Annotated in this window: 21 protein-coding genes and 2 tRNA genes; 19 read left to right on the top strand and 4 right to left on the bottom strand. The window is 67.7% G+C overall.

Annotated features, from left to right (window positions below):
- Positions 1 to 4: 4 nt before the first annotated feature.
- From SYV04_RS35020 to SYV04_RS35010, 3 genes are all read left to right on the top strand, one after another.
- Entirely contained in the window at positions 5 to 430 is a 426-nt protein-coding gene (locus SYV04_RS35020; RefSeq protein ID WP_321550356.1) for an SCP2 sterol-binding domain-containing protein, read from the top strand.
- 8 nt (positions 431 to 438) lie between these two features.
- Positions 439 to 717, top strand: coding sequence for a hypothetical protein (locus SYV04_RS35015; protein ID WP_321550442.1), 279 nt, complete (start codon positions 439 to 441; stop codon positions 715 to 717).
- Positions 718 to 850: 133 nt separating this feature from the next.
- Positions 851 to 922, top strand: a tRNA-Val gene (locus tag SYV04_RS35010).
- Positions 923 to 987: 65 nt separating this feature from the next.
- On the opposite strand, the gene SYV04_RS35005 is transcribed toward SYV04_RS35010, so the two are convergent.
- The 3 genes from SYV04_RS35005 to SYV04_RS34995 all read right to left on the bottom strand — a co-directional run bounded on the left by SYV04_RS35005 (position 988) and on the right by SYV04_RS34995 (position 4,194).
- The gene (locus SYV04_RS35005; protein WP_321550355.1) at positions 988 to 1,962 is read right to left on the bottom strand and encodes a TerC family protein; all 975 of its coding nucleotides are present in this window, start codon (positions 1,960 to 1,962) and stop codon (positions 988 to 990) included.
- Positions 1,963 to 1,977: 15 nt separating this feature from the next.
- Positions 1,978 to 2,883, bottom strand: coding sequence for a zinc metalloprotease HtpX (locus tag SYV04_RS35000; RefSeq protein WP_321550354.1), 906 nt, complete (start codon positions 2,881 to 2,883; stop codon positions 1,978 to 1,980).
- A gap of 120 nt (positions 2,884 to 3,003) precedes the next feature.
- Positions 3,004 to 4,194 carry a phosphatase domain-containing protein gene (locus tag SYV04_RS34995; RefSeq protein ID WP_321550353.1) on the bottom strand — a complete coding sequence of 397 codons (1,191 nt, stop codon included), beginning with the start codon at positions 4,192 to 4,194 and terminating at the stop codon, positions 3,004 to 3,006.
- A 105-nt stretch (positions 4,195 to 4,299) separates the two neighbouring features.
- Here SYV04_RS34995 and SYV04_RS34990 point away from each other — a divergent pair, with 105 nt between their 5' ends.
- The 8 genes from SYV04_RS34990 to SYV04_RS34955 all read left to right on the top strand — a co-directional run bounded on the left by SYV04_RS34990 (position 4,300) and on the right by SYV04_RS34955 (position 10,336).
- Positions 4,300 to 5,091, top strand: coding sequence for a 4'-phosphopantetheinyl transferase family protein (locus SYV04_RS34990; protein WP_321550352.1), 792 nt, complete (start codon positions 4,300 to 4,302; stop codon positions 5,089 to 5,091).
- Positions 5,092 to 5,170: 79 nt separating this feature from the next.
- Positions 5,171 to 5,244, top strand: a tRNA-Arg gene (locus SYV04_RS34985).
- 23 nt (positions 5,245 to 5,267) lie between these two features.
- A complete protein-coding gene (locus SYV04_RS34980; protein WP_321550351.1) occupies positions 5,268 to 6,536 on the top strand; it encodes a CCA tRNA nucleotidyltransferase in 1,269 nt (422 codons plus the stop codon).
- A 116-nt stretch (positions 6,537 to 6,652) separates the two neighbouring features.
- Positions 6,653 to 7,699 (top strand): tRNA 2-thiouridine(34) synthase MnmA, encoded by a 1,047-nt coding sequence (gene mnmA / locus SYV04_RS34975; protein WP_321550350.1) that lies wholly within the window; start codon positions 6,653 to 6,655, stop codon positions 7,697 to 7,699.
- A 17-nt stretch (positions 7,700 to 7,716) separates the two neighbouring features.
- Entirely contained in the window at positions 7,717 to 8,484 is a 768-nt protein-coding gene (locus tag SYV04_RS34970; protein ID WP_321550349.1) for a hypothetical protein, read from the top strand.
- A 113-nt stretch (positions 8,485 to 8,597) separates the two neighbouring features.
- Complete coding sequence (locus SYV04_RS34965) at positions 8,598 to 8,963, top strand: integration host factor subunit beta (RefSeq protein ID WP_321550348.1); 366 nt, start codon at positions 8,598 to 8,600, stop codon at positions 8,961 to 8,963.
- A gap of 103 nt (positions 8,964 to 9,066) precedes the next feature.
- Complete coding sequence (locus SYV04_RS34960; RefSeq protein ID WP_321550347.1) at positions 9,067 to 9,948, top strand: SPOR domain-containing protein; 882 nt, start codon at positions 9,067 to 9,069, stop codon at positions 9,946 to 9,948.
- The gene (locus tag SYV04_RS34955) at positions 9,875 to 10,336 is read left to right on the top strand and encodes a cupin domain-containing protein (protein ID WP_321550346.1); all 462 of its coding nucleotides are present in this window, start codon (positions 9,875 to 9,877) and stop codon (positions 10,334 to 10,336) included. The genes SYV04_RS34960 and SYV04_RS34955 overlap by 74 nt, the downstream gene beginning before the upstream one ends.
- Before the next feature lie 45 nt (positions 10,337 to 10,381).
- On the opposite strand, the gene SYV04_RS34950 is transcribed toward SYV04_RS34955, so the two are convergent.
- On the bottom strand, positions 10,382 to 10,999 hold the full coding sequence (locus SYV04_RS34950; protein ID WP_321550345.1) for a hypothetical protein: 618 nt from the start codon (positions 10,997 to 10,999) through the stop codon (positions 10,382 to 10,384).
- Between the two features lie 106 nt (positions 11,000 to 11,105).
- Between SYV04_RS34950 and SYV04_RS34945 the strand changes: the two genes are divergently transcribed.
- The 8 genes from SYV04_RS34945 (at position 11,106) to carA (ending at position 19,823) form a co-directional block, all read left to right on the top strand.
- Complete coding sequence (locus SYV04_RS34945; protein WP_044185397.1) at positions 11,106 to 11,288, top strand: ribbon-helix-helix domain-containing protein; 183 nt, start codon at positions 11,106 to 11,108, stop codon at positions 11,286 to 11,288.
- A gap of 23 nt (positions 11,289 to 11,311) precedes the next feature.
- The gene (locus SYV04_RS34940) at positions 11,312 to 12,268 is read left to right on the top strand and encodes a UDP-glucuronic acid decarboxylase family protein (protein WP_321550441.1); all 957 of its coding nucleotides are present in this window, start codon (positions 11,312 to 11,314) and stop codon (positions 12,266 to 12,268) included.
- A 54-nt stretch (positions 12,269 to 12,322) separates the two neighbouring features.
- Positions 12,323 to 13,267 (top strand): SDR family oxidoreductase, encoded by a 945-nt coding sequence (locus tag SYV04_RS34935; RefSeq protein ID WP_321550344.1) that lies wholly within the window; start codon positions 12,323 to 12,325, stop codon positions 13,265 to 13,267.
- Between the two features lie 141 nt (positions 13,268 to 13,408).
- Positions 13,409 to 15,220, top strand: coding sequence for a translation elongation factor 4 (gene lepA / locus SYV04_RS34930; RefSeq protein ID WP_321550343.1), 1,812 nt, complete (start codon positions 13,409 to 13,411; stop codon positions 15,218 to 15,220).
- Entirely contained in the window at positions 15,221 to 16,462 is a 1,242-nt protein-coding gene (gene lepB, locus SYV04_RS34925) for a signal peptidase I (protein ID WP_321550342.1), read from the top strand.
- Between the two features lie 57 nt (positions 16,463 to 16,519).
- Positions 16,520 to 17,410, top strand: a complete 891-nt coding sequence (locus SYV04_RS34920; RefSeq protein ID WP_321550341.1) for an aspartate carbamoyltransferase catalytic subunit — start codon at positions 16,520 to 16,522, stop codon at positions 17,408 to 17,410.
- Positions 17,407 to 18,711, top strand: a complete 1,305-nt coding sequence (locus SYV04_RS34915; protein ID WP_321550340.1) for a dihydroorotase — start codon at positions 17,407 to 17,409, stop codon at positions 18,709 to 18,711. The genes SYV04_RS34920 and SYV04_RS34915 overlap by 4 nt, the downstream gene beginning before the upstream one ends.
- Positions 18,708 to 19,823, top strand: coding sequence for a glutamine-hydrolyzing carbamoyl-phosphate synthase small subunit (gene carA / locus SYV04_RS34910; RefSeq protein ID WP_321550339.1), 1,116 nt, complete (start codon positions 18,708 to 18,710; stop codon positions 19,821 to 19,823). Before SYV04_RS34915 ends, carA begins: the two co-directional genes overlap by 4 nt.
- Positions 19,824 to 19,837 lie beyond the last annotated feature (14 nt).

Genomic DNA, 19,837 nt, shown 5'->3' with positions numbered 1-19,837 from the left:
CGCGATGCCGAAGTTCCCGTCGAAGGAGTGGTGTGAGGAGGCAGTGCGGCTGACCAACGCGGACCCCGAGTCCGTGGCGGCCGGCCAGGGCTGGAACGGGGACTTCGGGGCGGTGGTGGAAGCCGAGCCCGGCAAGCTGGCCAAGGCGTTCGTGGTCCACATCGTCCCCGAGAACGGCCGCATCAAGAAGCTTCGGGTGCTGGACGATCCGGACGATTTGGACGAGTTCGAGCCGGCGTACGTGGCGCGGGCGCAGTACTCGGTGTGGAAGGAGCTGCTCCGGGGCACCCTGGATCCGGTGGAGGCGGTGCTCAAGCGCCGCATCGCGGTGAAGGGAGACCTGCAGCCCCTCATCGAGCGGATGCGCTACAAGGGCATCGCGGACCGGGTCTTCGCGGCGCTGAAGACGGAGTTCATCGACGAGCGGTGAGGCCTCGCATGGGCATCGGCAAGGAACTGAAGAAGCGGGCGCTGGGCGTCTCGGCCAAGGCGGTGGAGAAGCTCATGGCGGACGAGAAGCGCGCCATGCAGATCGCCAGCGCCATCGGGAAGGTGCAGCGGGGCAAGCAGGCGGTCGACAAGGGGCAGCAGGACCTGATGCGGGCGCTGAACTTCGCTCCCCAGGGGGACTACAAGGCCGTGGGCAAGAAGCTCTCGAGCCTCAAGCGCCGCCTGCGGGAGCTGGACGAGAAGCTGGACGAGCTCACCCCGGAGTGAGCGCTCCCCAGGCGTGGAAGCATAGGGATTAGGCCGTACCTCCGGCGGCATACAAACGGGGAGGGCGGCGGTTGAATAGCGTTGACAGCTGAGGGGCCGGATGGCATTTACCCCCGCGTCGCGTCAACGCAACGGGCGTATAGCTCAGCGGTAGAGCACTGCCTTCACACGGCAGGGGTCGCAGGTTCAAACCCTGCTGCGCCCACACTTGAGAGGCCGTGAGTCCGGGAGAAATCCCCAGGGCTCACGGCCTCTGACTTTTTCAGCGACTCAGTTCGCCTCGACCACCGGGTCAACCGGAGCGGCGGGCTTGGCGGCCTCCAGGGCGCGTGCCTTGCGCAGCGAGGCCACCACCGAGCCGCCGATGAGCAGGGCGATGACACCCAGGGAGACGAAGGCGGGGATCTTCACCACGTCGACCAGGGTCATCTTCGCGCCGACGAAGACGAGGACCGCGGACAGGCCGACCTTGAGGTAGCTGAACTTCTCCACCATGCCGGCCAGGAGGAAGAAGAGGGAGCGCAGGCCCAGGATGGCGAAGATGTTCGAGGTGAAGACGATGAACGGGTCCTGGGTGACGGCGAAGATGGCGGGGATGGAGTCCAGGGCGAAGAGGACGTCGGTGGCCTCCACGAGCAGCAGGGCCATGAAGAGGGGGGTGGCCAGGCGCTTGCCATTCTCCAGGGTGAAGAAGTGCTCGCCGTGGAGCTTGCTGGTGGAGGGGATGACGCGGCGGGCCCAGCGCATGACGGGGCTGTTCTCGGGGTGCTCCTCCTTGTTGCGGTTGAGGAAGAGCTTGAGGCCCGTGAGGATGAGGAAGGCGCCGAAGACGTAGATGAGCCAGTGGAAGCGCTGGAGCATGGCCACGCCGGCGAAGATCATCACCGCGCGGAGGATCAGGGCGGTGAGGATGCCCCAGAAGAGCACCCGGTGCTGGTAGAGCGACGGGATGGCGAGCGACGAGAAGATGATGACGAAGACGAAGATGTTGTCGACCGACAGCGACTTCTCGATCAAGTAGCCGGTCAGGAACTGCACGGCGGGCTCGGGGCCGAACTTCCACCAGATGCCCGCGTTGAACACCAGCGCGAGACTCACCCAGACGCCGCTCCAGAGGAGGGCTTCCTTGGCGCGGATCACGTGGGCTTTGCGGTGGAAGACTCCGAGGTCCAGCGCCAGCATGGCGAGGACGAAAACGATGAAGCCGGCCCATAGGGCCGGGCTGCCTACACTCTGCAGTTCCATGGCGGGTAAGGTTCCTTAGTCTGAGTAGGGGAGGGCGTAGGGCGAGCGGCCCCAGCCCTTGTCCTGGGCGCGCACGTTCATGGCACGCAGCCGTCGCGCGCGTTCAGGGATGGCGGGGTGAGTGGAGAAGAGCTGGAGGATGGAGCCGGCCCCCGCGAACGGGTTGACGATGAAGAGGCTGGCGGTGGCGGGCCGGGCCGAGGGGCTGGGCATGTGCTGCGCACCCTGCTCGAGCTTCTCCAGGGCGCGGGCGAGCGCCTCGGGGTCACCGGAGATCTCTGCGCCGGTGCGGTCGGCCATGTACTCGCGAGCGCGAGAGATACCGAGCTGGACGAGCGTGGCGGCGATGGGCGCCACCAGCGCCAGCACGAGCGCCTGAGCGGGGGACAGCCCCTCCTCGCCCTCGTCCTGACTGCCGCCCGCGAACGCGGAGATGAAGCCAGCGGCGTTGGCCAGGAACGTCACCGCCGAGGCGACGGTGGCCGCGATGGTGGACACGAGGATGTCCCGGTTCTTGATGTGCGCCAGCTCGTGGGCGATGACGCCGCGCAGCTCGCGGGCGTCGAGGATGCCGAGGATGCCCGTGGTGACGGCCACCACCCCGTGCGCGGGGTTACGGCCCGTGGCGAACGCGTTGGGCTGCGGGTCATCCATGATGAAGACGCGCGGCTTGGGAATCTGAGCGTTGCGAGCTAGCTCGTCGACCATGCGGTGCAGGTCGGGAGCCTCGTGAGGGCCCACCTCGCGAGCGCCGTGCATGGACAGCACCATGCGGTCGGAGAAGAAGTAGGCGCCCACGTTCATCGCCAGCGCGAGCACGGCGGCGAGGATGAGGTAGCCCTGGCCGAGCGCCCCACCGACGCCGATGAGGACGGCGGACAGGATGCCCATGAGGACAACGGTCTTGATTTGGTTCTTCATGGTTCCAAAGGGGGTGAGATGAGTACGCCCCTTGAAATAAGAACCGCTGCATTCTTCGGCAAATAGGTAATGTGGCTGCGAACCATCGGTTAAACCGAAGGTTCGCGGAGTGACGCATTCTTAACGCAGAGCGTCAGCTCGCTGGAGATCCCGGGAGAGGTCCGCTCGCCGCGCCTCTCGCTGCTCGGCGGAGCCGAAGTTCACCTTCTCCAGCTCTTCCCGGGTGGTGCGGACCACGCGCTGCACGCCGTCGCGAGCGATGACGCCCACCTGGTAGGCCTCGACGGCGGCTCCCACGTAGGTGTCGAAGAAGAAGATGCGCTTGTCGCGCCATGCCTTGCGAACGAGCTCGGGCGTGTCGACGACGTCATGGATGAAGACGGCGCGAACGGTCTCCGGGTGGGAGGCCAGCATCTGCTCGCCAAAGGCCACATCGCCTTGGCCGCTGTCGCCGACGAAGACGAAGCCGTATTCGGGGTAGAGCTGCACGTAGCGGCTGAAGTTGTCGAACTTCTTCTCGGCGATGCGCGAGTTGCCGAGCAGGTGGGTGAAGGCTCCGGAGAGCATCGCCGCCGTGGGGACGCCGTGTTCGCGCAAGGTGGCGAGGGTGCGGTCCTCGATGAAGCCGAGCGGATCCATGGGCCGGGCGCTCACGAAGGTCAGGTCGCCCTCGCGGCCGGGGATGATGCCCGGGCCCCGGTCGAGCTCGCGGTAGAACTGAAGCACGCCGGGGTACACGGTCTTGGGCGGGTAGCGGGTGTCCTTCCAGTTGAGGATGAAGGTGTCGTCGATGTCGCTGAGGACCTTGTTCTCGCCACTGGGAGCGGTCTCGGCCTCCCGGCGGATGTGGTCGAGGATCTCCTGCCGGATGGAGGGGCTGTCGACGTCGCTGAACACGAGCTGCTGCAGGTCGCGGTAGGTGCCGCGTCCATCGAGCAGGTTCTTGAACTCGGTGAGCTCGCGGCCGCGTGTACTGAGGAACAGCGCCTGGATCATCCGCTCGGCCAGTTGAGGGGTGAGGCCTGTCTGGAGCGCGAACATGAGACCGGCGCGGACGGGAAGTCCCAGCTCGTGGGCTCGCTGGACACACAGCGTTTCGAGCAGGGTGGTGAGGTGGTCGGGGCCGACGAGGCGGTTGTCCACGTCGGACAGCAGGGCGTCCACGTTGATGTTGGTGATGAGGTAGTTCAGCTCGGCAGCGGTGGCGTTCGCGAAGAGTCCGAGGATCTGCTTTTCCTCATTCCGGTCGGTGTGACCGGTCATGAGTGTACGGAGCGTCTGGAGCTTCTGCGTCGCGGCGGTGGAGTCCACGGAGCCTCCCGGATGGAGCATCCAGCCTAACCGGACCCTAGGTGCTCAAGGGAGCGCGAGGCTTGGTGACAAAGGCCCCCGGGTCCTGCTTCGCTGAGCCATGGAATGACCGAGCGTCCCTCTGTGCTACCGCTGATGTCGCTGCCGCCGGACGAGGTGCATGTCTGGATCACGGAGCCGGAACGGATCACGGATCCACGGCTGCTGGAGGCATACCTGGCGCTCCTGGATCGGGCGGAGCGAGAGAGACACCAGCGGTTCCACTTCGAGAAGCACCGGCGGCAGTACCTCGTCTCGCACGCGCTCGTGCGCCTCTGCCTGTCACGCTACGCGGCTGTGCCTCCCGAGGCATGGTCCTTCGTCACGAATGACCATGGCTGCCCCCGGATAGCAGGAGAGGGGAGCCCGAGGCTGCGCTTCAACCTCTCCCACACGGACGGGATGGCGATCTGCGCGGTGACGAGCGAGGCGGACGTGGGAGTGGATGTAGAGGACGCCATGCGCCCCGGGGAGACGGTAGGCATCGCCGACCGTTTCTTCGCACCCGCTGAGGTCGCGGCGCTTCGGGGGCTGCCGGTGGAAAAACAACGGGAGCGCTTCTTCGAGTACTGGACCTTGAAGGAGGCGTACATCAAGGCAAGGGGAATGGGGCTCTCCCTGCCGCTGGAGCACTTCGCCTTTGAGCTGCAAGCCGGGCAGTCGCCTCGAATCTCCTTTGATGCGCGGTTGCGAGATGACCCCGAGACCTGGCGGTTTCGCCAATGGCGGCCCTCGGAGCGACACCAGGCGGCGCTGGCTGTACGCCGGCCCTCGGACCTGTCACTTCAAGTTCGCTGCCAGCGAACAGTGCCCTTGTCCGGCGACGAACCGCCTGAGTTCATTGTGGCGACCTACTGACACTCGGCCCGCTCGGTCTATCCGCGGTCCGGCTTTCGTTGCGTGGATCGGTCGACCTGCTATAAACCGCTCGTTGTCCGGCCCCGTAGCTCAGTTGGATAGAGCGGCGGTTTCCTAAACCGCAGGTCACAGGTTCGATCCCTGTCGGGGTCACTTCTTTCTCGCCGGCGCGGCTGATGCTCGCGAACCTTCACAACGCCGACATCCCGCGTCCCGTCCTCGACGTCCTCCGCCGCCTGCGCGAGCTGGGGTTCGCCGTGTTCCTCGTCGGTGGCTGCGTCCGCGACATGGTTCGGGGCGTCCCACCCAAGGACTTCGACGTCGCCACCAGCGCTCACCCCCACGAGGTCCAGGGCGGGTTCAAGAAGGTCATCCCCACCGGTATCCAGCACGGCACTGTCACCGTGGTCATCGGTGGCACCCACGTGGAGGTCACCACCTTCCGCAGCGAGGGCGACTACCACGACGGCCGCCGCCCCAGCACCGTCACCTTCGAGAGCGACATCACCGAGGACCTCTCGCGCCGGGACTTCACCATCAACGCGATGGCCTACGATCCGCTCAGCCGCGAGCTGGTGGACCCGTTCGGGGGCCAGACGGATCTCCAGGCCCGTCTCATTCGATGCGTGCGAGACGCGCACGAGCGCTTCTCGGAGGACGGCCTGCGCCCCATGCGCGCCGTTCGCTTCGCGGCCGTTCTGGGCTTTACGATCGAGCCTGCCACCCAGGCCGCCATCCCGCCCACCCTGCCTGTGTTCCGCAAGGTGGCCCTGGAGCGCGTCCGCGAGGAGTTCGTCAAGCTGCTCCTGACTCCCCGCGCGGAGTTCGGTCTCACGCTGCTGGCGTACACCGGGCTGCTGGATGTCTTCCTCCCGGAACTGGCCCGGGCCGAGCCTGAGGCCGCGCGCCAGGCTCGCGCCGCGGCGCAGGCGGCTCCTGCCGAGGTGGAGATACGGCTGGCGGCCTTGCTGGCGGACCTCGTCAGTGGCTCCCAGGCCAAGGACATCGGTGTCCAGCTGAAGTTCCCCACGAAGGTCGCCGAGACGGTGGGGCTCCTCGTCGAGCACGCCAGGCTCGAAGCTCGCACGGAGGAGGGCGATCCGGCACTCCGGCGCCTGCTCGCCAAGCTGGGGCTTGGTTCCTTGGAGTCCTTGCTGGCGGTGGCTCATGCGCGCATTCAGGTCCGTGCGCCCGAGCGGCTCCCGGACTTCCTCCGACTTCAGGAGCGCCTGCGCGCCCTGGCTGCCGCGAAGCCCCCTCTGAGCGCCAAAGAGCTCGCGCTCACGGGCGGAGACATCATGGCCACGCTGGGCGTGGGGCCTTCTCCCATCGTCGGACAGGCCACCCGGTTCCTCTTGGACTCGGTCCTCGATGACCCGACGCTCAATCAGTCCGAGCGGTTGAAGGAAATGCTGCGCACCTGGCAGGCAGGGAAGGGGAGCTGAGGCGTTCTTCGCTTCCCGCTGGGCGCACAGTGGCGGTAAACCCGCACTGTCCGGCAGCGTTCGAGGCGCCCGTCCTCGAATCACACCCGGGCTCGCCGGTGTGTAGGAAGGATGTCATGCGAGTCGTCATTGCCATGAGCGGTGGAGTGGACTCCTCGGCCGCCGCTGCTCTCCTCAAGGAGCAGGGGCACGAGGTGATCGGCATCACCCTGCGCGTCTGGTCCTACGAGGGCAAGGCCCAGTGTGGCAGTTGCTGCAGCCCCGATGACATCGATGACGCTCGCGCCGTCGCTCAGACGCTCGGCATCCCGTTCTACGTCGCCAACGCCGAGGAGATCTTCAAGGACCGCGTCATCAGTCCCTTCGTCCAGTCCTACCTCGGCGGGCGCACCCCCATCCCCTGCGTGGCCTGCAACCGGGATGTGAAGTTCAACTTCCTCCTCAAGCGCGCCCGTGCCCTCGGTGCCCGCCTCGCCACCGGCCATTACGCCCGAGTCGAGCAGCAGGGCGAGCGTTACGTCCTGCGCCGCGCGAAGGATCTCGCCAAGGACCAGAGCTACTTCCTCTTCACGCTAGGGCAGAGCGAGCTCAGCGACATCCTCTTCCCCGTGGGTGACATGACCAAGGCCGAGGTTCGCGCCGTCGCCGAGCGCCACGCCCTGCCCACCAGCCACAAGCCGGAGAGCATGGAGATCTGCTTCGTGCCCGACGGCGACTATGCCGGCTTCGTGGAGAAGGTGGCCGGGCCGCAGCCCGCCGGCGAGATCGTCGACACCGAGGGCCAGGTGCTCGGGACCCATGATGGCATCCACCGCTACACCGTGGGCCAGCGTCGTGGGCTCAACCTCGGAGGCGGCGAGGCCCGCTACGTCCAGCGCATCGAGCCGGAGACGAAGCGCGTCGTCGTGGGCCCGGCCTCCACCGCGGGGCGTGACTCCTTCGGGCTGCTCCAGCCCCACTGGGTCGACGGCCCACCGCCGCCGGACCAGCCCGTGGAGGTCCGCATCCGTCACCGTCACGCGGGCGCTCAGGGCCGCGTGGAGATCTCCCCGCACGGCCTGGTCTCCGTGAAGCTCGATGAGCCCGCGCGCGCTGTGACTCCGGGACAGGCCGCGGTGGTCTACGATCGTGATCGCGTGGTCGGCGGAGGCTGGATCGTCTGACCGCGCGGGAGGTGGGCATGGCTCGGCACCCAGGCGTTCTCCTGATCGCAGTCCTCGCCCTCGCGGGAGGCTGCAAGAAGCCCTCGGACAAGCCCATCGCGGGCCTGCACTCCGCGGGTGCCCCGGTGTTGCTCATCCAGGAGAAGGAGAAGACGCCCATCCCCGTGGGTTCGCACCTGCGCGCCCAGGATCAGATCGTCGCCACCGGCCCCGCGCTCCTGGAGTACTTCGGTGGGGGCATGCGCTTCCTCGAAAGCGGCGACGAGCTGGAAGTAGGCGACGTGAATGAGGCCAAGCTGGTTGGCTCCAACATCCCGTCCCACCAATGGGTGGAGGGCCAGGTGCAGGAGGCCCCTCCTGCCCAGCGCATCGTCGCGGCGCGCTACACCAACGTCGCCGCCACACCGACCCTCGCCGGCGGCGGCCAGCTGACGAACGCCGACTACTTCAAAGCCTTCTTCGCGCCCGGCGGCATGGAGAACCTCATGTCCGGGCCTCGAGGGGAGGGGCCTTCGAAGAAGCTGCCCGCGCCTCCCTTCCGGCCCAAGGTGCCGTTCATCCACGCGGGGGCCCTCGGAGAGGGGGGCTTCGTGGCCGAGGTGACCGATGGCTTCGCGGTCGCCGAGACGGATGACCTCGCCACCGCCGTGCTGCTCGAGGATCGACAGGTACCCCTGGGGCGCACGGGCCGGCTGATCGTCCCACGTGGCGCCGAGGTGGTCCTCAAGACCCCCGAGGGCAAGGAAGTCGAGCTTGAGGGCCCCGCCGACCTGCGCTTCCGCTGAGCTTCCCCCTTGGTACCCGCTCGGGGACGTGTCACCCCCGGCCGGTAAAGTCCCTCGCTCCCCCCCGAGGCAGCCAGGCGTGGCCCCTCGGCTTCGAGAGTCGAGGTGCGGCCATGACCAAGAGCCAGCTCATCGAATGCATCGCGAAGAAGGCGCCGCATGTGCCTCCCCGGCGAATCGAGCAGATCGTCAACGCCATCTTCGAGCAGATGACGGAGGCCCTGAAGGCCGGAGAGCGCATCGAGCTGCGCGGGTTCGGGTGCTTCACGGTGAAGTCCCGCCGCGCTCGGCTCGGGCGCAACCCCAAGACGGGCGCCTCCGTGGCGCTCCCCAAGCGGATCGCCCTGTCCTTCGCCGCGGGCAAGGAACTGCGTGAGCGCATCAACCGCGCGGCGCTTCCACCTCCCGTCGAGCCCTCTCCGCGTCCCCTCATTCCGCGCGCACTGGAGCGGGGAGTAGAGGAGGGGCCGCGAATTTGACCCGCCCGGAGGCGGGGCGTACCTTCCGCTGCGTTGGCGCTACATGCCGCAACACGGCGTGCATGAGGCCGGCCGGATTGCCAGCGCGAGGAACTTCAGGACCATGCGGGATGCTCATCGGATGAAGGAGAAGTTCGACGTCTCCCTCGACAATCGGCAGATCGTCAGCCTGTTGATCGCGGGCATCGTCGTGATGGGCGCCGTCTTCGTGCTCGGTGTCGTCGTCGGCAAGAAGCTCGCTGGCAACGCCCAGACCGCCGCCGCCCCGGACCTGCTGTCCGCGCTCGACGCCAACGCCCAGGCGCTCCAGGAGGTCCAGAAGGAGCCGCCGCTCACGTTCCAGGACGAGCTGACCCGCAAGTCCGGCTCCGAGCCCGTGGCCCCTCCGCCCGAGCCCAAGCCCGCCAAGCCCGCGGCTCCCAAGCCCACCGCCACCGCGGCGGCCCCGGCCGTGCCCGCGCCGAAGCCCGCGGACAAGCCCGTCGAGAAGCCCGCCGAGAAGCCCGCGCCGGCCAACGAGTCGGAGACCGCCATGAACTCGGCGGATGACGAGCTCGCCGCGCTGGCCGCCAAGCGTCCCCAGCCCGCCGCTCCCGCCGCCACCGCTCCCGCCCCCGTCGCCGCGCCGAAGCCCGCGCCGGGCAAGGTGGAGGAGGAGCCGGTTCCGACCCGCACCGCGACTCCGAGTGGAGGCCTGACCGAGGCCATCGCCAAGGCCTCCCAGCGGCCCACCGAGGCCGTGCCGGGCGGGGCCTTCACCCTGCAGCTCTCCGCCTTCCAGACCCGCGAGGAGGCCGATCGCTTCGTTGCCCGGTTGCGTGACCGGGGCTATGCCCCCTATATCGTCGCCGCCGAGGTGCCCAAGAAGGGCACCTGGTACCGGGTCCGCATGGGCAGCTTCCCCAGTCGGGATGCGGCCACGCGGTACCTGGCGGACTTCAAGCGTGAGACCCAGCTCGACGCGTTCGTGGCCGGTGCGAACTAGAGCGGTTCAGGAAGAACGAGAAGCGACAATGACGACGAGGCGGGTGGAGAAGCCCTGGGGCCATGAGCTGATCTGGGCTCACACCGAGCGCTACGTGGGCAAGCTCCTGCACGTGAAGCAGGGCCACAAGCTCAGCCTGCAGTACCACAACAAGAAGGACGAGACGATCCACGTCCAGAGCGGCAAGCTCCTCTTCCAGGTGGACGAGGGCCAGGGCCTCATCGACAAGGAGATGAGCCCCGGCGAGAGCTACCACATCAAGCCGCTCACCAAGCACCGCATGGTCGCGCTCACCGACTGCGACATCCTCGAGGTCAGCACCCCCGAGCTGGACGATGTGGTGCGGCTCGAGGACTCGTACGGCCGCGCTGGCACCAGCAAGGCGTAGCCGCCTGCCGCGCGAGGGCCCTCCGCCGGGAAGGGGAGGGCTGGGCTACTGGGTGTTCGGGTTCTTCGTCCAGCGGTCCACGTTGCCGTCGCCATCCAGGTCATCGCCGATGCGATCCACCTGGCCGCCCTCCCAGTACTCCCAGTTGTCCACCTTGCCGTCGGCGTTCGTGTCGCGCTCCTTGCGGACCAGCTTGCCCTTCTCGTAGTACACCCACACGTCCGCCTTGCCGTTGCCGTCCACGTCCCGCTCGGTGCGCGTGTTCAGGCCCTTCTCGAAGAACAGCACCGAGTCCACCCGTCCATCGAAGTCCTGGTCCATCGACTCGCGCACCTTCTCCTCGCGCTCGTTGAAGTACTGGGTGATGTCGACGCGGCCGTCGCCGTTGAAGTCGATCTCCTTGCGCACCCGGCGCTCGCGCTCCTGTCCGTCCGGACCCTTCGCCATCACCGAGTACGTCCACACGTCCGGCTTGTTGTCGCGGTTGACGTCCAGCTCCTTCATCTTCTCGTCCTTGCTGCGCGGGGGACGCACCGGTTCGGGCACGTAGGGCGTCTCCCCCAGGGGCTCGGCGGTGATGGGCTGCCGCGAGGCGGCCTTGTCCCCCGAACAGCCCACCAGCCCCGACAGGGCCAGGAGGCTCGCGCAAACCCATGATTTCATTGAGGACATACCTGCTCCCGGAGAGTTCGGGCGCTGAAGATATCCACGACGGATGGCGGCAGTTCCTTCACGCGCCACGTCATTCCATATAGCTTCACGTATTGCCATGGCCCGAAAGAAGATCAGCACCACCATCTACATCACCCCTGAGCAGAACGAGCGCCTCAAGGCGCTGAACCAGAAGACCAAGGTGCCTGTGGCCGAGTACATCCGCCAGGGCATCGATCTGGTGCTCGACAAGTACAAGGCGCAACTCCCCGGTCAGGCCACCTTCGACGAGCTGAGCTAGGCGGGAGACACGTGGCCAACAGCATGCGAGGCAAGCGGGCGGTGGTGCTCGGTGGGGCGGGCTTTGTGGGCTCCCACCTGTGTGAGCGGCTACTCGAGGACGGGGCGGCCGTGGTGGCCGTGGACAACTTCATCACGGGTGCGGAGCAGAACCTGCGCACCCTGCGGGGCAGGCCGGGCTTCGAGTTCCTCCAGCAGGACATCATCGAGGGGCTCTCGGTCGAGGGGCCGGTGGACTTCGTGTTCAACATGGCCTCGCCGGCCTCGCCCATCGACTACGCGCAATTGCCGCTGGAGACGCTGCGCGTGGGCTCGCTGGGCACGGAGAACGGGCTGAAGCTGGCCGAGGCCAAGGGGGCGGTGTTCCTCCAGGCCTCCACCTCCGAAGTGTACGGTGACCCGCTGGTTCACCCCCAGCACGAGGGCTACTACGGCAACGTCAACCCCATCGGCCCGCGCGCCGTGTACGACGAGGCCAAGCGCTACGCGGAGGCGATCACCTCCGCCTACGCGCGCACGCGCGGGGTGAAGACGCGCATCGTCCGCATCTTCAACACCTACGGGCCGCGCATGCGCCTCAACGACGGCCGGGTGGTGCCCGCCTTCGTGGGCCAGGCCCTGCGCGGAGAGGACTTCTCCGTCTTCGGAGACGGCACCCAGACGCGCTCGTTCTGCTACGTAAAGGACTTGGTGGACGGGCTGGTGCGGCTGATGCTGTCGGACGTGGCGGACCCGGTGAACATCGGCAACCCGCGGGAGATGACCATCCTCCAGTTCGCCGAGGCGGTGCGCGCCGCCGCCGGCGGGGGAGGGAAGATCCTCTACCAGCCGCTGCCCCAGAACGATCCGAAGCAGCGCCAGCCGGACATCACCCGCGCCCGCACCCTGCTGGGCTGGGAGCCGAAGGTCCCCTTGGAAGAGGGTCTGCGGGAGACCATTTCCTACTTCCGCACCGTTGCCACACCCCCCGGTGCTCCTTAAGTTGGCGGCAACTTTGAATTTTTTTCAGGCCACGGCGGTGGCGGGAGTTTCAGCGTGAAAGTGTTGGTCACGGGTGGGGCGGGCTTCATCGGGTCTCACGTCAGCGACGAGTTCCTGCGCGCGGGGCACGAGGTGATCGCCCTCGACAACCTGTCGAGCGGTCGCAAGGAGAACCTCGATCCGCGCGTGCGCCTGGCGGTGCTGGACATCCGCAGCCCCGAGGCCGCCGCGCTCATCCGCTCCGAGCAGCCGCAGGTCATCTGCCACCTGGCGGCGCAGATGGACGTGCGGCGCAGCGTGGAGGACCCGCGCTTCGACGCGGACGCCAACATCCTGGGCATGCTCAACCTGCTGGAGGCCGCGCGCTCCTCGGGGGTGAAGAAGTTCATCTTCAGCTCCACCGGCGGCGCCATCTACGGCGAGCAGGACGTGTTCCCCGCGCCCGAGTCCCACCCGACGCGGCCTGTGTCGCCCTACGGCGTCTCCAAGGCCTCCGGTGAGCTGTACCTCGGCTACTACCGCGCGCAGTACGGGCTGCCCTATGTGGCCCTTCGCTACGCCAACGTCTACGGTCCGCGCCAGAACCCGCACGGCGAGGCGGGCGTGGTGGCCATCTTCGCCCAGCGCCTGGTCGCCGGCCGCGAATGCACCATCTATGGCGACGGCGGGCAGTCGCGTGACTTCGTCTTCGGGCCGGACGTGGCCCGCGCCAACCTGCTGGCCTTCGAGAAGGACTACGTGGGCTCGGTGAACATCGGCACTGGCATCGAGACGGACATCAACCGGCTCTACACGCTGCTGGCCGAGGGCGCCGGCTCCAATATCAAGGCCCAGCACGCTCCGGGCAAGCCGGGCGAGCAGCGGCGCTCCTGCATCGACGCCAGCCTCGCCAAGAAGGTGCTGGGCTGGGAGCCGAGCGTGGGCCTCGCCGACGGGCTGAAGAAGACCGTGGAGTACTTCCGCAAGCAGGCGCGGGAGCCGGCCCGCGCGCTGGGCTAGGCCGGGAGCAGGGCAGGGGGCCTGACTCGAAAGCCGACCCGCTGACCGCCGCGCCGGTCAGCGGACGCGCGGATGCATGGATTTTGGCCGGGTTAGGTGTTACTCACGCGCGCTTCGACACGCTGCGACGAGCCCTGATCCATGCCGGCCGAGAACGCCCACATCCGCAACTTCTGCATCATCGCCCACATCGACCATGGCAAGTCGACGCTGGCCGATCGCCTCCTCGAGAAGACGGGGACTCTCACCAAGCGTGAAGCCCAGGCTCAGTTCCTGGACAACATGGACATCGAGCGCGAACGGGGCATCACCATCAAGGCCCAGTCCGTGCGGATGACCTACAAGGCCAAGGACGGGCAGCAGTACGTCCTGAACCTCATCGACACCCCGGGACACGTGGACTTCGCCTACGAGGTCAGCCGCTCGCTGGCCGCGTGCGAGGGCTGCCTGCTCGTGGTGGATGCCAGCCAGGGCGTGGAGGCGCAGACGCTCGCCAACGTCTATATGGCGCTGGACCACAACCTGGAGATCATCCCGGTCATCAACAAGATCGACCTGCCCAGCGCGGACGTGGCGCGGACCCGGGAAGAGATCGAGGACGTGATCGGCATCGACGCCTCGGTGGCGGTGCCGGCCTCCGCCAAGGAGGGCATCGGCATCGAGGACATCCTCGAGGCGGTGGTCCAGAAGGTGCCGCCTCCGCGGGGCGAGCCGAGCGCGCCGCTCAAGGCCCTCATCTTCGACAGCTGGTACGACAACTACCGCGGCGTGGTGACGCTGGTGCGCGTGCTGGAGGGCACGCTCAAGCTCAAGCAGAAGATCAAGCTCTGGAGCAACAACAAGGTCTTCGAGGTGCAGGAGCTGGGCGTGTTCAGCCCCTTCTCCCGGCCGGTGCCCCAGCTCATGGCGGGCGAAGTGGGCGTGCTGGTGGCCAACGTCAAGGAGCTGCAGGACGCCAAGGTGGGTGACACCGTCACCGAAGAGGCGCGCTCCACGGACGCTCCCTTCCCGGGCTTCAAGGAAGTGAAGCCCATGGTGTTCAGCGGCATCTTCCCGGTGGACTCCGCGGAGTACGAGGGCCTGCGCGACGCGCTGGCCAAGCTCAAGCTCAACGACTCGGCCTTCACCTACGAGCCCGAGTCCTCCACGGCGCTCGGCTTCGGGTTCCGCTGCGGCTACCTGGGCCTGCTCCACATGGAGATCGTCCAGGAGCGCCTGGAGCGCGAGTACAACCTCAACCTCATCACCACGGCGCCCTCGGTGGTCTACCGCATCACCACCAGCAAGGGTGAGACGCTGCTCATCGACAACCCGGCCAAGCTGCCGCCGGTGCAGAACATCGAGAAGTTCGAGGAGCCCATCCTCACCTGTCACATCCACGTGCCCAACGATCACCTGGGCGCCATCCTCAAGCTGTGCCAGGACCGGCGCGGGGTACAGAAGGACATGAAGTACCTGGGCTCGTCCGGCCAGCGCGTGCAGGTGACGTACGAGATGCCGCTGGCCGAGGTGGTGTTCGACTTCTTCGACAAACTCAAGAGCGTCTCGCGCGGCTACGCCAGCCTCGACTACGAGCTCGCCGGCTACGTGGAAGCGGACCTGGCCCGGCTGGACATCCTCATCAACGGGGAGCCGGTGGATGCCCTGAGCGTCATCGTCCACCGCGAGCGCGCCTACCTGCGCGGCCGCGAGGTGTGCCAGAAGCTCAAGGAAGTCATTCCCAAGCAGATGTACGAGGTGGCCATCCAGGCGGCCATCGGCGCGAAGATCATCTCCCGCGAGACGATCTCCGCCATGCGCAAGAACGTGCTCGCCAAGTGCTACGGTGGTGACATCAGCCGCAAGCGCAAGCTGCTCGAGAAGCAGAAGGAGGGCAAGAAGCGCATGAAGCAGGTGGGCACGGTGGAGATTCCCCAGGAGGCCTTCCTCGCGGTGCTGAAGACGGAGGAGTAGATGACCGCCGCGACCACGCCCGTGAAGCTGGAAGAGGCCATGGCCTCGCGCCGCAAGCCGGAGCAGCTCCGGGCGCGGCGCCTGCTCATGTGGCAGCAGCTCCTCACCAGCCTCTGGACCCCGTTGCTGCTGGTGGGCATCGTTCTCCTGCCGTACCTGTTCATCATCGAGAGCTTCCCGGCGGCGGCTTCCTGGGCCAAGCCGGCGATGCAGTACTTCGGCGCGGCGATGTTCTTCGCCTGGGTGGGGCTCATCGCCTGGCGCTTCGTCTCGCCGAAAGAGCGCACCCTGCGCCGGCTGCGCGGCGAGGCGCGCGAGCTCGTCCACGAGGCCGAGCGCGTCTTCCAGCAGTTCCCCGGCAAGCTGCAGGCCAACGCCGCCGAGCGCATCGCCGAGCAGGCCGTGCGTGTGGAGGATGCCTCGCTGGCGAGCGACGTGCCCGTATTGGAGAAAGAGGTCAAGGCGCTCGACAAGCTCCACGAGGAGATGTTCGGCGCCTTCCGCAAGCAGTCCTCCTGGGAGACGGTGTCCGGCTTCGCCAAGGCGCTGCTCATCGCCTTCATCTTCCGCACCATCTTCATCGAGCCGTACCGCATCCCCTCCGGCTCCATGCTGCCCACGCTGGAGATTGGCGATCAGGTCTTCGTCAACAAGTTCATCTACGGGGTGCGCATCCCGTTCATCAACAAGGTGCCGTTCCAGATCGTCCGGCCGCCGGCGCGCGGAGACGTCATCGTCTTCAACAACCCCGTCGAGACGGACAAGGACTTCATCAAGCGCGTGGTGGGCCTGCCCGGGGACCGCGTGGAGCTGCGCAACGAGGTGGTCTACGTCAACGGCGTGGCGCAGGAGCGCACCCTCGTCTCCCGGGAGTTCATCGTCCGCAACCAGCACCAGGACAGCGGGCAGTGGTACGACGACGAGGAGGTCTACTACCGGGAGAACCTGGACGGCGTCGTCCACGCGGTGCTCCAGGATCCGCGCCCCATGACGCCGCGCAACGAGGGGCCCTTCAACGTCCCCGAGGGCCACGTCTTCGTGATGGGCGACAACCGGGACAACAGCTCGGACAGCCGCGTGGGCTTCGTCGGCTACGGCCACGAACCCGCCTACGTCCCCTATGGCCACATCAAGGGCAAGGCCATGGTGGTGTGGGTGTCCTTCGGTTACGGCGGCCTGTTCAACAGCTTCTTTGGCGGAACGGGCCTGCGCCTGGACCGCTTCTTCGAGCCCGTTCGGTGAGGGTCTCGGGGATGCTTGACGCACCGCATGGGCGCTGCTAGGGCGCGGCCCTGGTCTATGCGACACCTGCTCGGAATCGAAGGCTGGCGGCGCGAGGAACTCGAGACACTTCTCGATCGCGCCGAGGCGCACCTGCCCGGTGGCTCGGCGCGATCCCCTGTCCTTCAGGGGAAGGTGGTGGCCAACCTCTTCTTCGAGGACTCCACCCGGACGCGCACCTCCTTCGAGATGGCCGCCAAGACGCTGGGCGCCGAGGTGCTCAACTGGACCGCCCAGGGCTCCTCGGTCTCCAAGGGCGAGACGCTGCTGGACACCGCGCGCAACATCGAGGCCACGGGACCGGCCGCCATCGTCATCCGCCATCGCTCTTCGGGCGCACCGCACCTGGTGGCCCAGCACGTGCGCTGCGCCGTCATCAACGCCGGTGATGGTACCCACGAGCACCCCTCGCAGGCCCTGCTGGATGCCTTCACCCTCCGTCGCCACTGGGGGAAGCTCGAGGGCCGCACGGTGCTCATCATCGGCGACATCCTCCACAGCCGCGTGGCGCGCTCGAACCTCCTGTGCCTCAAGGCGCTGGGCGCGCGCGTGGTGATGTGTGGCCCGCCCACGCTGCTGCCGGTGGGCCTGGAGGAGATGGGCGCCGAGGTGACGACGAAGCTGGACGCGGCGCTGCCCGAGGCGGACGCGGTGATGTGCCTGCGGCTCCAGTTGGAGCGGCAGACGGAGTCCTTCTTCCCCTCCACGCGCGAGTTCTCCCGCCTCTTCGGCCTCACCCCGGCCCGCGCCGAGCGGATGAAGGCAGGAGCGCTCGTCATGCACCCGGGGCCCATCAATCGCGGCGTGGAGCTGGCGCCCGCGGTGGCGGATGGGGCCCGCAGCGTCATCCTCGAGCAGGTGGCCAACGGGGTCGCCGTGCGCCGCGCCATCCTGGAGGTGTGTACGTGAGCGCTCCGGTCCTCTTCAGCCGCGGGCGGCTCATCGATCCGCGCCATGGCGTCGACGGCGTGCGCGACGTGCTCGTTCGGGACGGGCAGGTGGCCCAGGTGTCCGAGGCGCCGCTGACGGTGCAGGGCGCCCAGGTGGTGGACGCCCGGGGGCGCTGGGTGCTGCCCGGCTTCATCGACCTGCACGTCCACCTGCGCGAGCCGGGCGAGGAGGGCAAGGAGACCATCCTCACCGGCAGCCGCTCTGCGGTGGCGGGGGGCTTCACCGGGGTGGTGGCCATGCCCAACACCAAGCTGGTGAACGACAGCGCGCTGGTGACGGAGCTGGTGCTCTCGCGCGCCCGGGCCGCCAACCTCTGCCGCGTCTACCCGGCGGGCGCCATCACCAAGGGCCTCAAGGGCGAGGAGCTGGCGGAGATGGGCGAGCTGATCTCCGCCGGCTGCGTGTGCATCACCGATGATGGCCGTCCGGTGATGAACGCCGCGCTGATGCGGCGCGCGCTCCAGTACGCCACGCTCTTCGACATCCCCGTCATGGTCCACGAGGAGGACCTCACGCTCTCCGGCAAGGGCGCGATGACGGAGGGGCCCACCGCCACGCGTCTGGGGCTGCTGCCCATTCCGCCGTCGGCGGAGGTCGCGATGGTGGCGAGGGATCTCATCCTGTTGGAGGAGACGCGCGGCCGCCTGCACATCGCCCACCTGTCCTGCGAGGGCAGCGTGCGGCTGGTGCGCGAGGCGAAGAAGCGGGGCCTGCGCGTCACCGCCGAGGTCACCCCGCACCACTTCACCATCGATGACACGGCGGTGGGCCAGTACGACACCCACGCCAAGATGAACCCACCGCTGCGCCTGCGTCGGGACGTGGAGTCCCTGCGCGAGGCCCTGGCCGACGGGACGATCGACGCCATCGCCACGGACCACGCCCCGCACGGGGTGCTCGACAAGCAGGTGGAGTTCGAGAAGGGCATCAACGGCGTGGTGGGCCTGGAGACGGCGCTCGGCTTGACGCTGGCCCTGGTCCACGAGGGCGTGCTGAGCCCGAGCCGCGCGGTGGAGTTGCTGTCGGCGGGCCCGGCGAAAGCGTTCGGCCTGCCGGGCGGTCACCTGGCGCCCGGTGCGCCTGCGGACGTCGTACTCGTAGACCCCGAAGCGGAGTGGGCCGTGGATGCCGAGCGGTTCTTCTCCAAGAGTCGGAATACCCCCTTCCACGGCCGGCTGCTCAAGGGGCGCGTCACCCAGACCTGGGTGGGCGGTCGCCTCGTCTTCGAGGACGGTCAGATCAAGGAGTCGCGGTCATGAAGCGGGCAGTGCTCGCGCTGGCGGATGGGAGCCTCTTCGAAGGCCGTGCGTTCGGCGCAGTCGGTGAGACAGTGGGCGAGGTGGTCTTCAACACCTCCATGTTCGGCTACCAGGAGATCCTCACGGACCCCTCCTACGTCGGGCAGATCGTCACCATGGCCTATCCGGAGATGGGCAACGTGGGGACCAACGCCGAGGACCAGGAGTCCGTCCGGCCGCACGCGGTGGGCATGGTGGTGCGCTCCTGCACGGAGCTGCACTCCAACTGGCGCGCCAACGAGACGCTGGATGCCTACCTCAAGCGCTTCGGCGTGGCCGGCATCCAGGGCCTGGACACCCGCCGCCTCGTGCGCCACCTGCGCACGCACGGCGCGCAGATGGGTGTCATCTCCAGCGAGAACCACTCGACTGCCGCCCTCGTGGAGCGCGCTAAGAACGCCCCCGGCATGGAGGGCATGGACCTGGCCACGGGCGTCTCCACGAAGGAGCCGTACACCTTCACCACGCCGTCTCCGGACGTGTTCAGCGGGGCGCCGCGCCCGGCTCCGGAGCTGCGCTTCGACGTGGTGGCCTACGACTACGGCCTCAAGCGCTCCATGCTGCAGTTCCTGGTGGATGAGGGCTGCCGGGTGACGGTGGTGCCCGCCAGCACCCGCGCCGAAGAGGTGCTCGCGCGCAAGCCCCACGGCGTCTTCCTGGCCAACGGGCCCGGAGACCCGGCCGCAGTGAAGGGCGCTGACAAGACGGTGGCCGCGCTGCTGGGCAAGGTGCCTGTGTTCGGTATCTGCCTGGGCCACCAGATCCTCGCCCTCGCCCTGGGCGGCCGGACATACAAGATGAAGTTCGGCCACCGTGGCGCCAACCAACCCGTGAAGGATCTGACTACCGGGAAGGTGGAGATCACCGCGCAGAACCACGGCTTCGCCGTGGATGACGCCAGTGTAAAGGGAGGGGCGATCGTCACCCACATCAACCTCAACGACGGAACTGTCGAGGGGTTGTCGATTCCCGACGCGCGGGCCTTCAGCGTGCAGTACCACCCCGAGTCTTCCCCCGGCCCACACGACGCGCGCTACCTCTTCAAGCGTTTCGCCCGGCTGATGGCGCAGTAAGATCCCCGCGCTCC

The sequence above is a fragment of the Hyalangium ruber genome (assembly GCF_034259325.1).
GTDB classification, from domain to species: domain Bacteria; phylum Myxococcota; class Myxococcia; order Myxococcales; family Myxococcaceae; genus Hyalangium_A; species Hyalangium_A rubrum.
Note: the sequence above shows the minus strand (reverse complement) of the source record. Positions and strands in the feature narration are given on the sequence as shown.

Excerpts from the sequence above, each read along its gene's own strand:
- SYV04_RS35020 (WP_321550356.1), top strand. The coding sequence starts at position 5 with ATGCCGAAGTTCCCGTCGAAGGAGTGGTGTGAGGAGGCAGTGCGGCTG.
- SYV04_RS35015 (WP_321550442.1), top strand. The coding sequence starts at position 439 with ATGGGCATCGGCAAGGAACTGAAGAAGCGGGCGCTGGGCGTCTCGGCC.
- SYV04_RS35005 (WP_321550355.1), bottom strand. The coding sequence starts at position 1,962 with ATGGAACTGCAGAGTGTAGGCAGCCCGGCCCTATGGGCCGGCTTCATC.
- SYV04_RS35000 (WP_321550354.1), bottom strand. The coding sequence starts at position 2,883 with ATGAAGAACCAAATCAAGACCGTTGTCCTCATGGGCATCCTGTCCGCC.
- SYV04_RS34990 (WP_321550352.1), top strand. The coding sequence starts at position 4,300 with ATGACCGAGCGTCCCTCTGTGCTACCGCTGATGTCGCTGCCGCCGGAC.
- SYV04_RS34980 (WP_321550351.1), top strand. The coding sequence starts at position 5,268 with ATGCTCGCGAACCTTCACAACGCCGACATCCCGCGTCCCGTCCTCGAC.
- mnmA (WP_321550350.1), top strand. The coding sequence starts at position 6,653 with ATGCGAGTCGTCATTGCCATGAGCGGTGGAGTGGACTCCTCGGCCGCC.
- SYV04_RS34970 (WP_321550349.1), top strand. The coding sequence starts at position 7,717 with ATGGCTCGGCACCCAGGCGTTCTCCTGATCGCAGTCCTCGCCCTCGCG.
- SYV04_RS34965 (WP_321550348.1), top strand. The coding sequence starts at position 8,598 with ATGACCAAGAGCCAGCTCATCGAATGCATCGCGAAGAAGGCGCCGCAT.
- SYV04_RS34960 (WP_321550347.1), top strand. The coding sequence starts at position 9,067 with ATGCGGGATGCTCATCGGATGAAGGAGAAGTTCGACGTCTCCCTCGAC.
- SYV04_RS34955 (WP_321550346.1), top strand. The coding sequence starts at position 9,875 with ATGCGGCCACGCGGTACCTGGCGGACTTCAAGCGTGAGACCCAGCTCG.
- SYV04_RS34950 (WP_321550345.1), bottom strand. The coding sequence starts at position 10,999 with ATGAAATCATGGGTTTGCGCGAGCCTCCTGGCCCTGTCGGGGCTGGTG.
- SYV04_RS34945 (WP_044185397.1), top strand. The coding sequence starts at position 11,106 with ATGGCCCGAAAGAAGATCAGCACCACCATCTACATCACCCCTGAGCAG.
- SYV04_RS34940 (WP_321550441.1), top strand. The coding sequence starts at position 11,312 with ATGCGAGGCAAGCGGGCGGTGGTGCTCGGTGGGGCGGGCTTTGTGGGC.
- lepA (WP_321550343.1), top strand. The coding sequence starts at position 13,409 with ATGCCGGCCGAGAACGCCCACATCCGCAACTTCTGCATCATCGCCCAC.
- lepB (WP_321550342.1), top strand. The coding sequence starts at position 15,221 with ATGACCGCCGCGACCACGCCCGTGAAGCTGGAAGAGGCCATGGCCTCG.
- SYV04_RS34920 (WP_321550341.1), top strand. The coding sequence starts at position 16,520 with ATGCGACACCTGCTCGGAATCGAAGGCTGGCGGCGCGAGGAACTCGAG.
- carA (WP_321550339.1), top strand. The coding sequence starts at position 18,708 with ATGAAGCGGGCAGTGCTCGCGCTGGCGGATGGGAGCCTCTTCGAAGGC.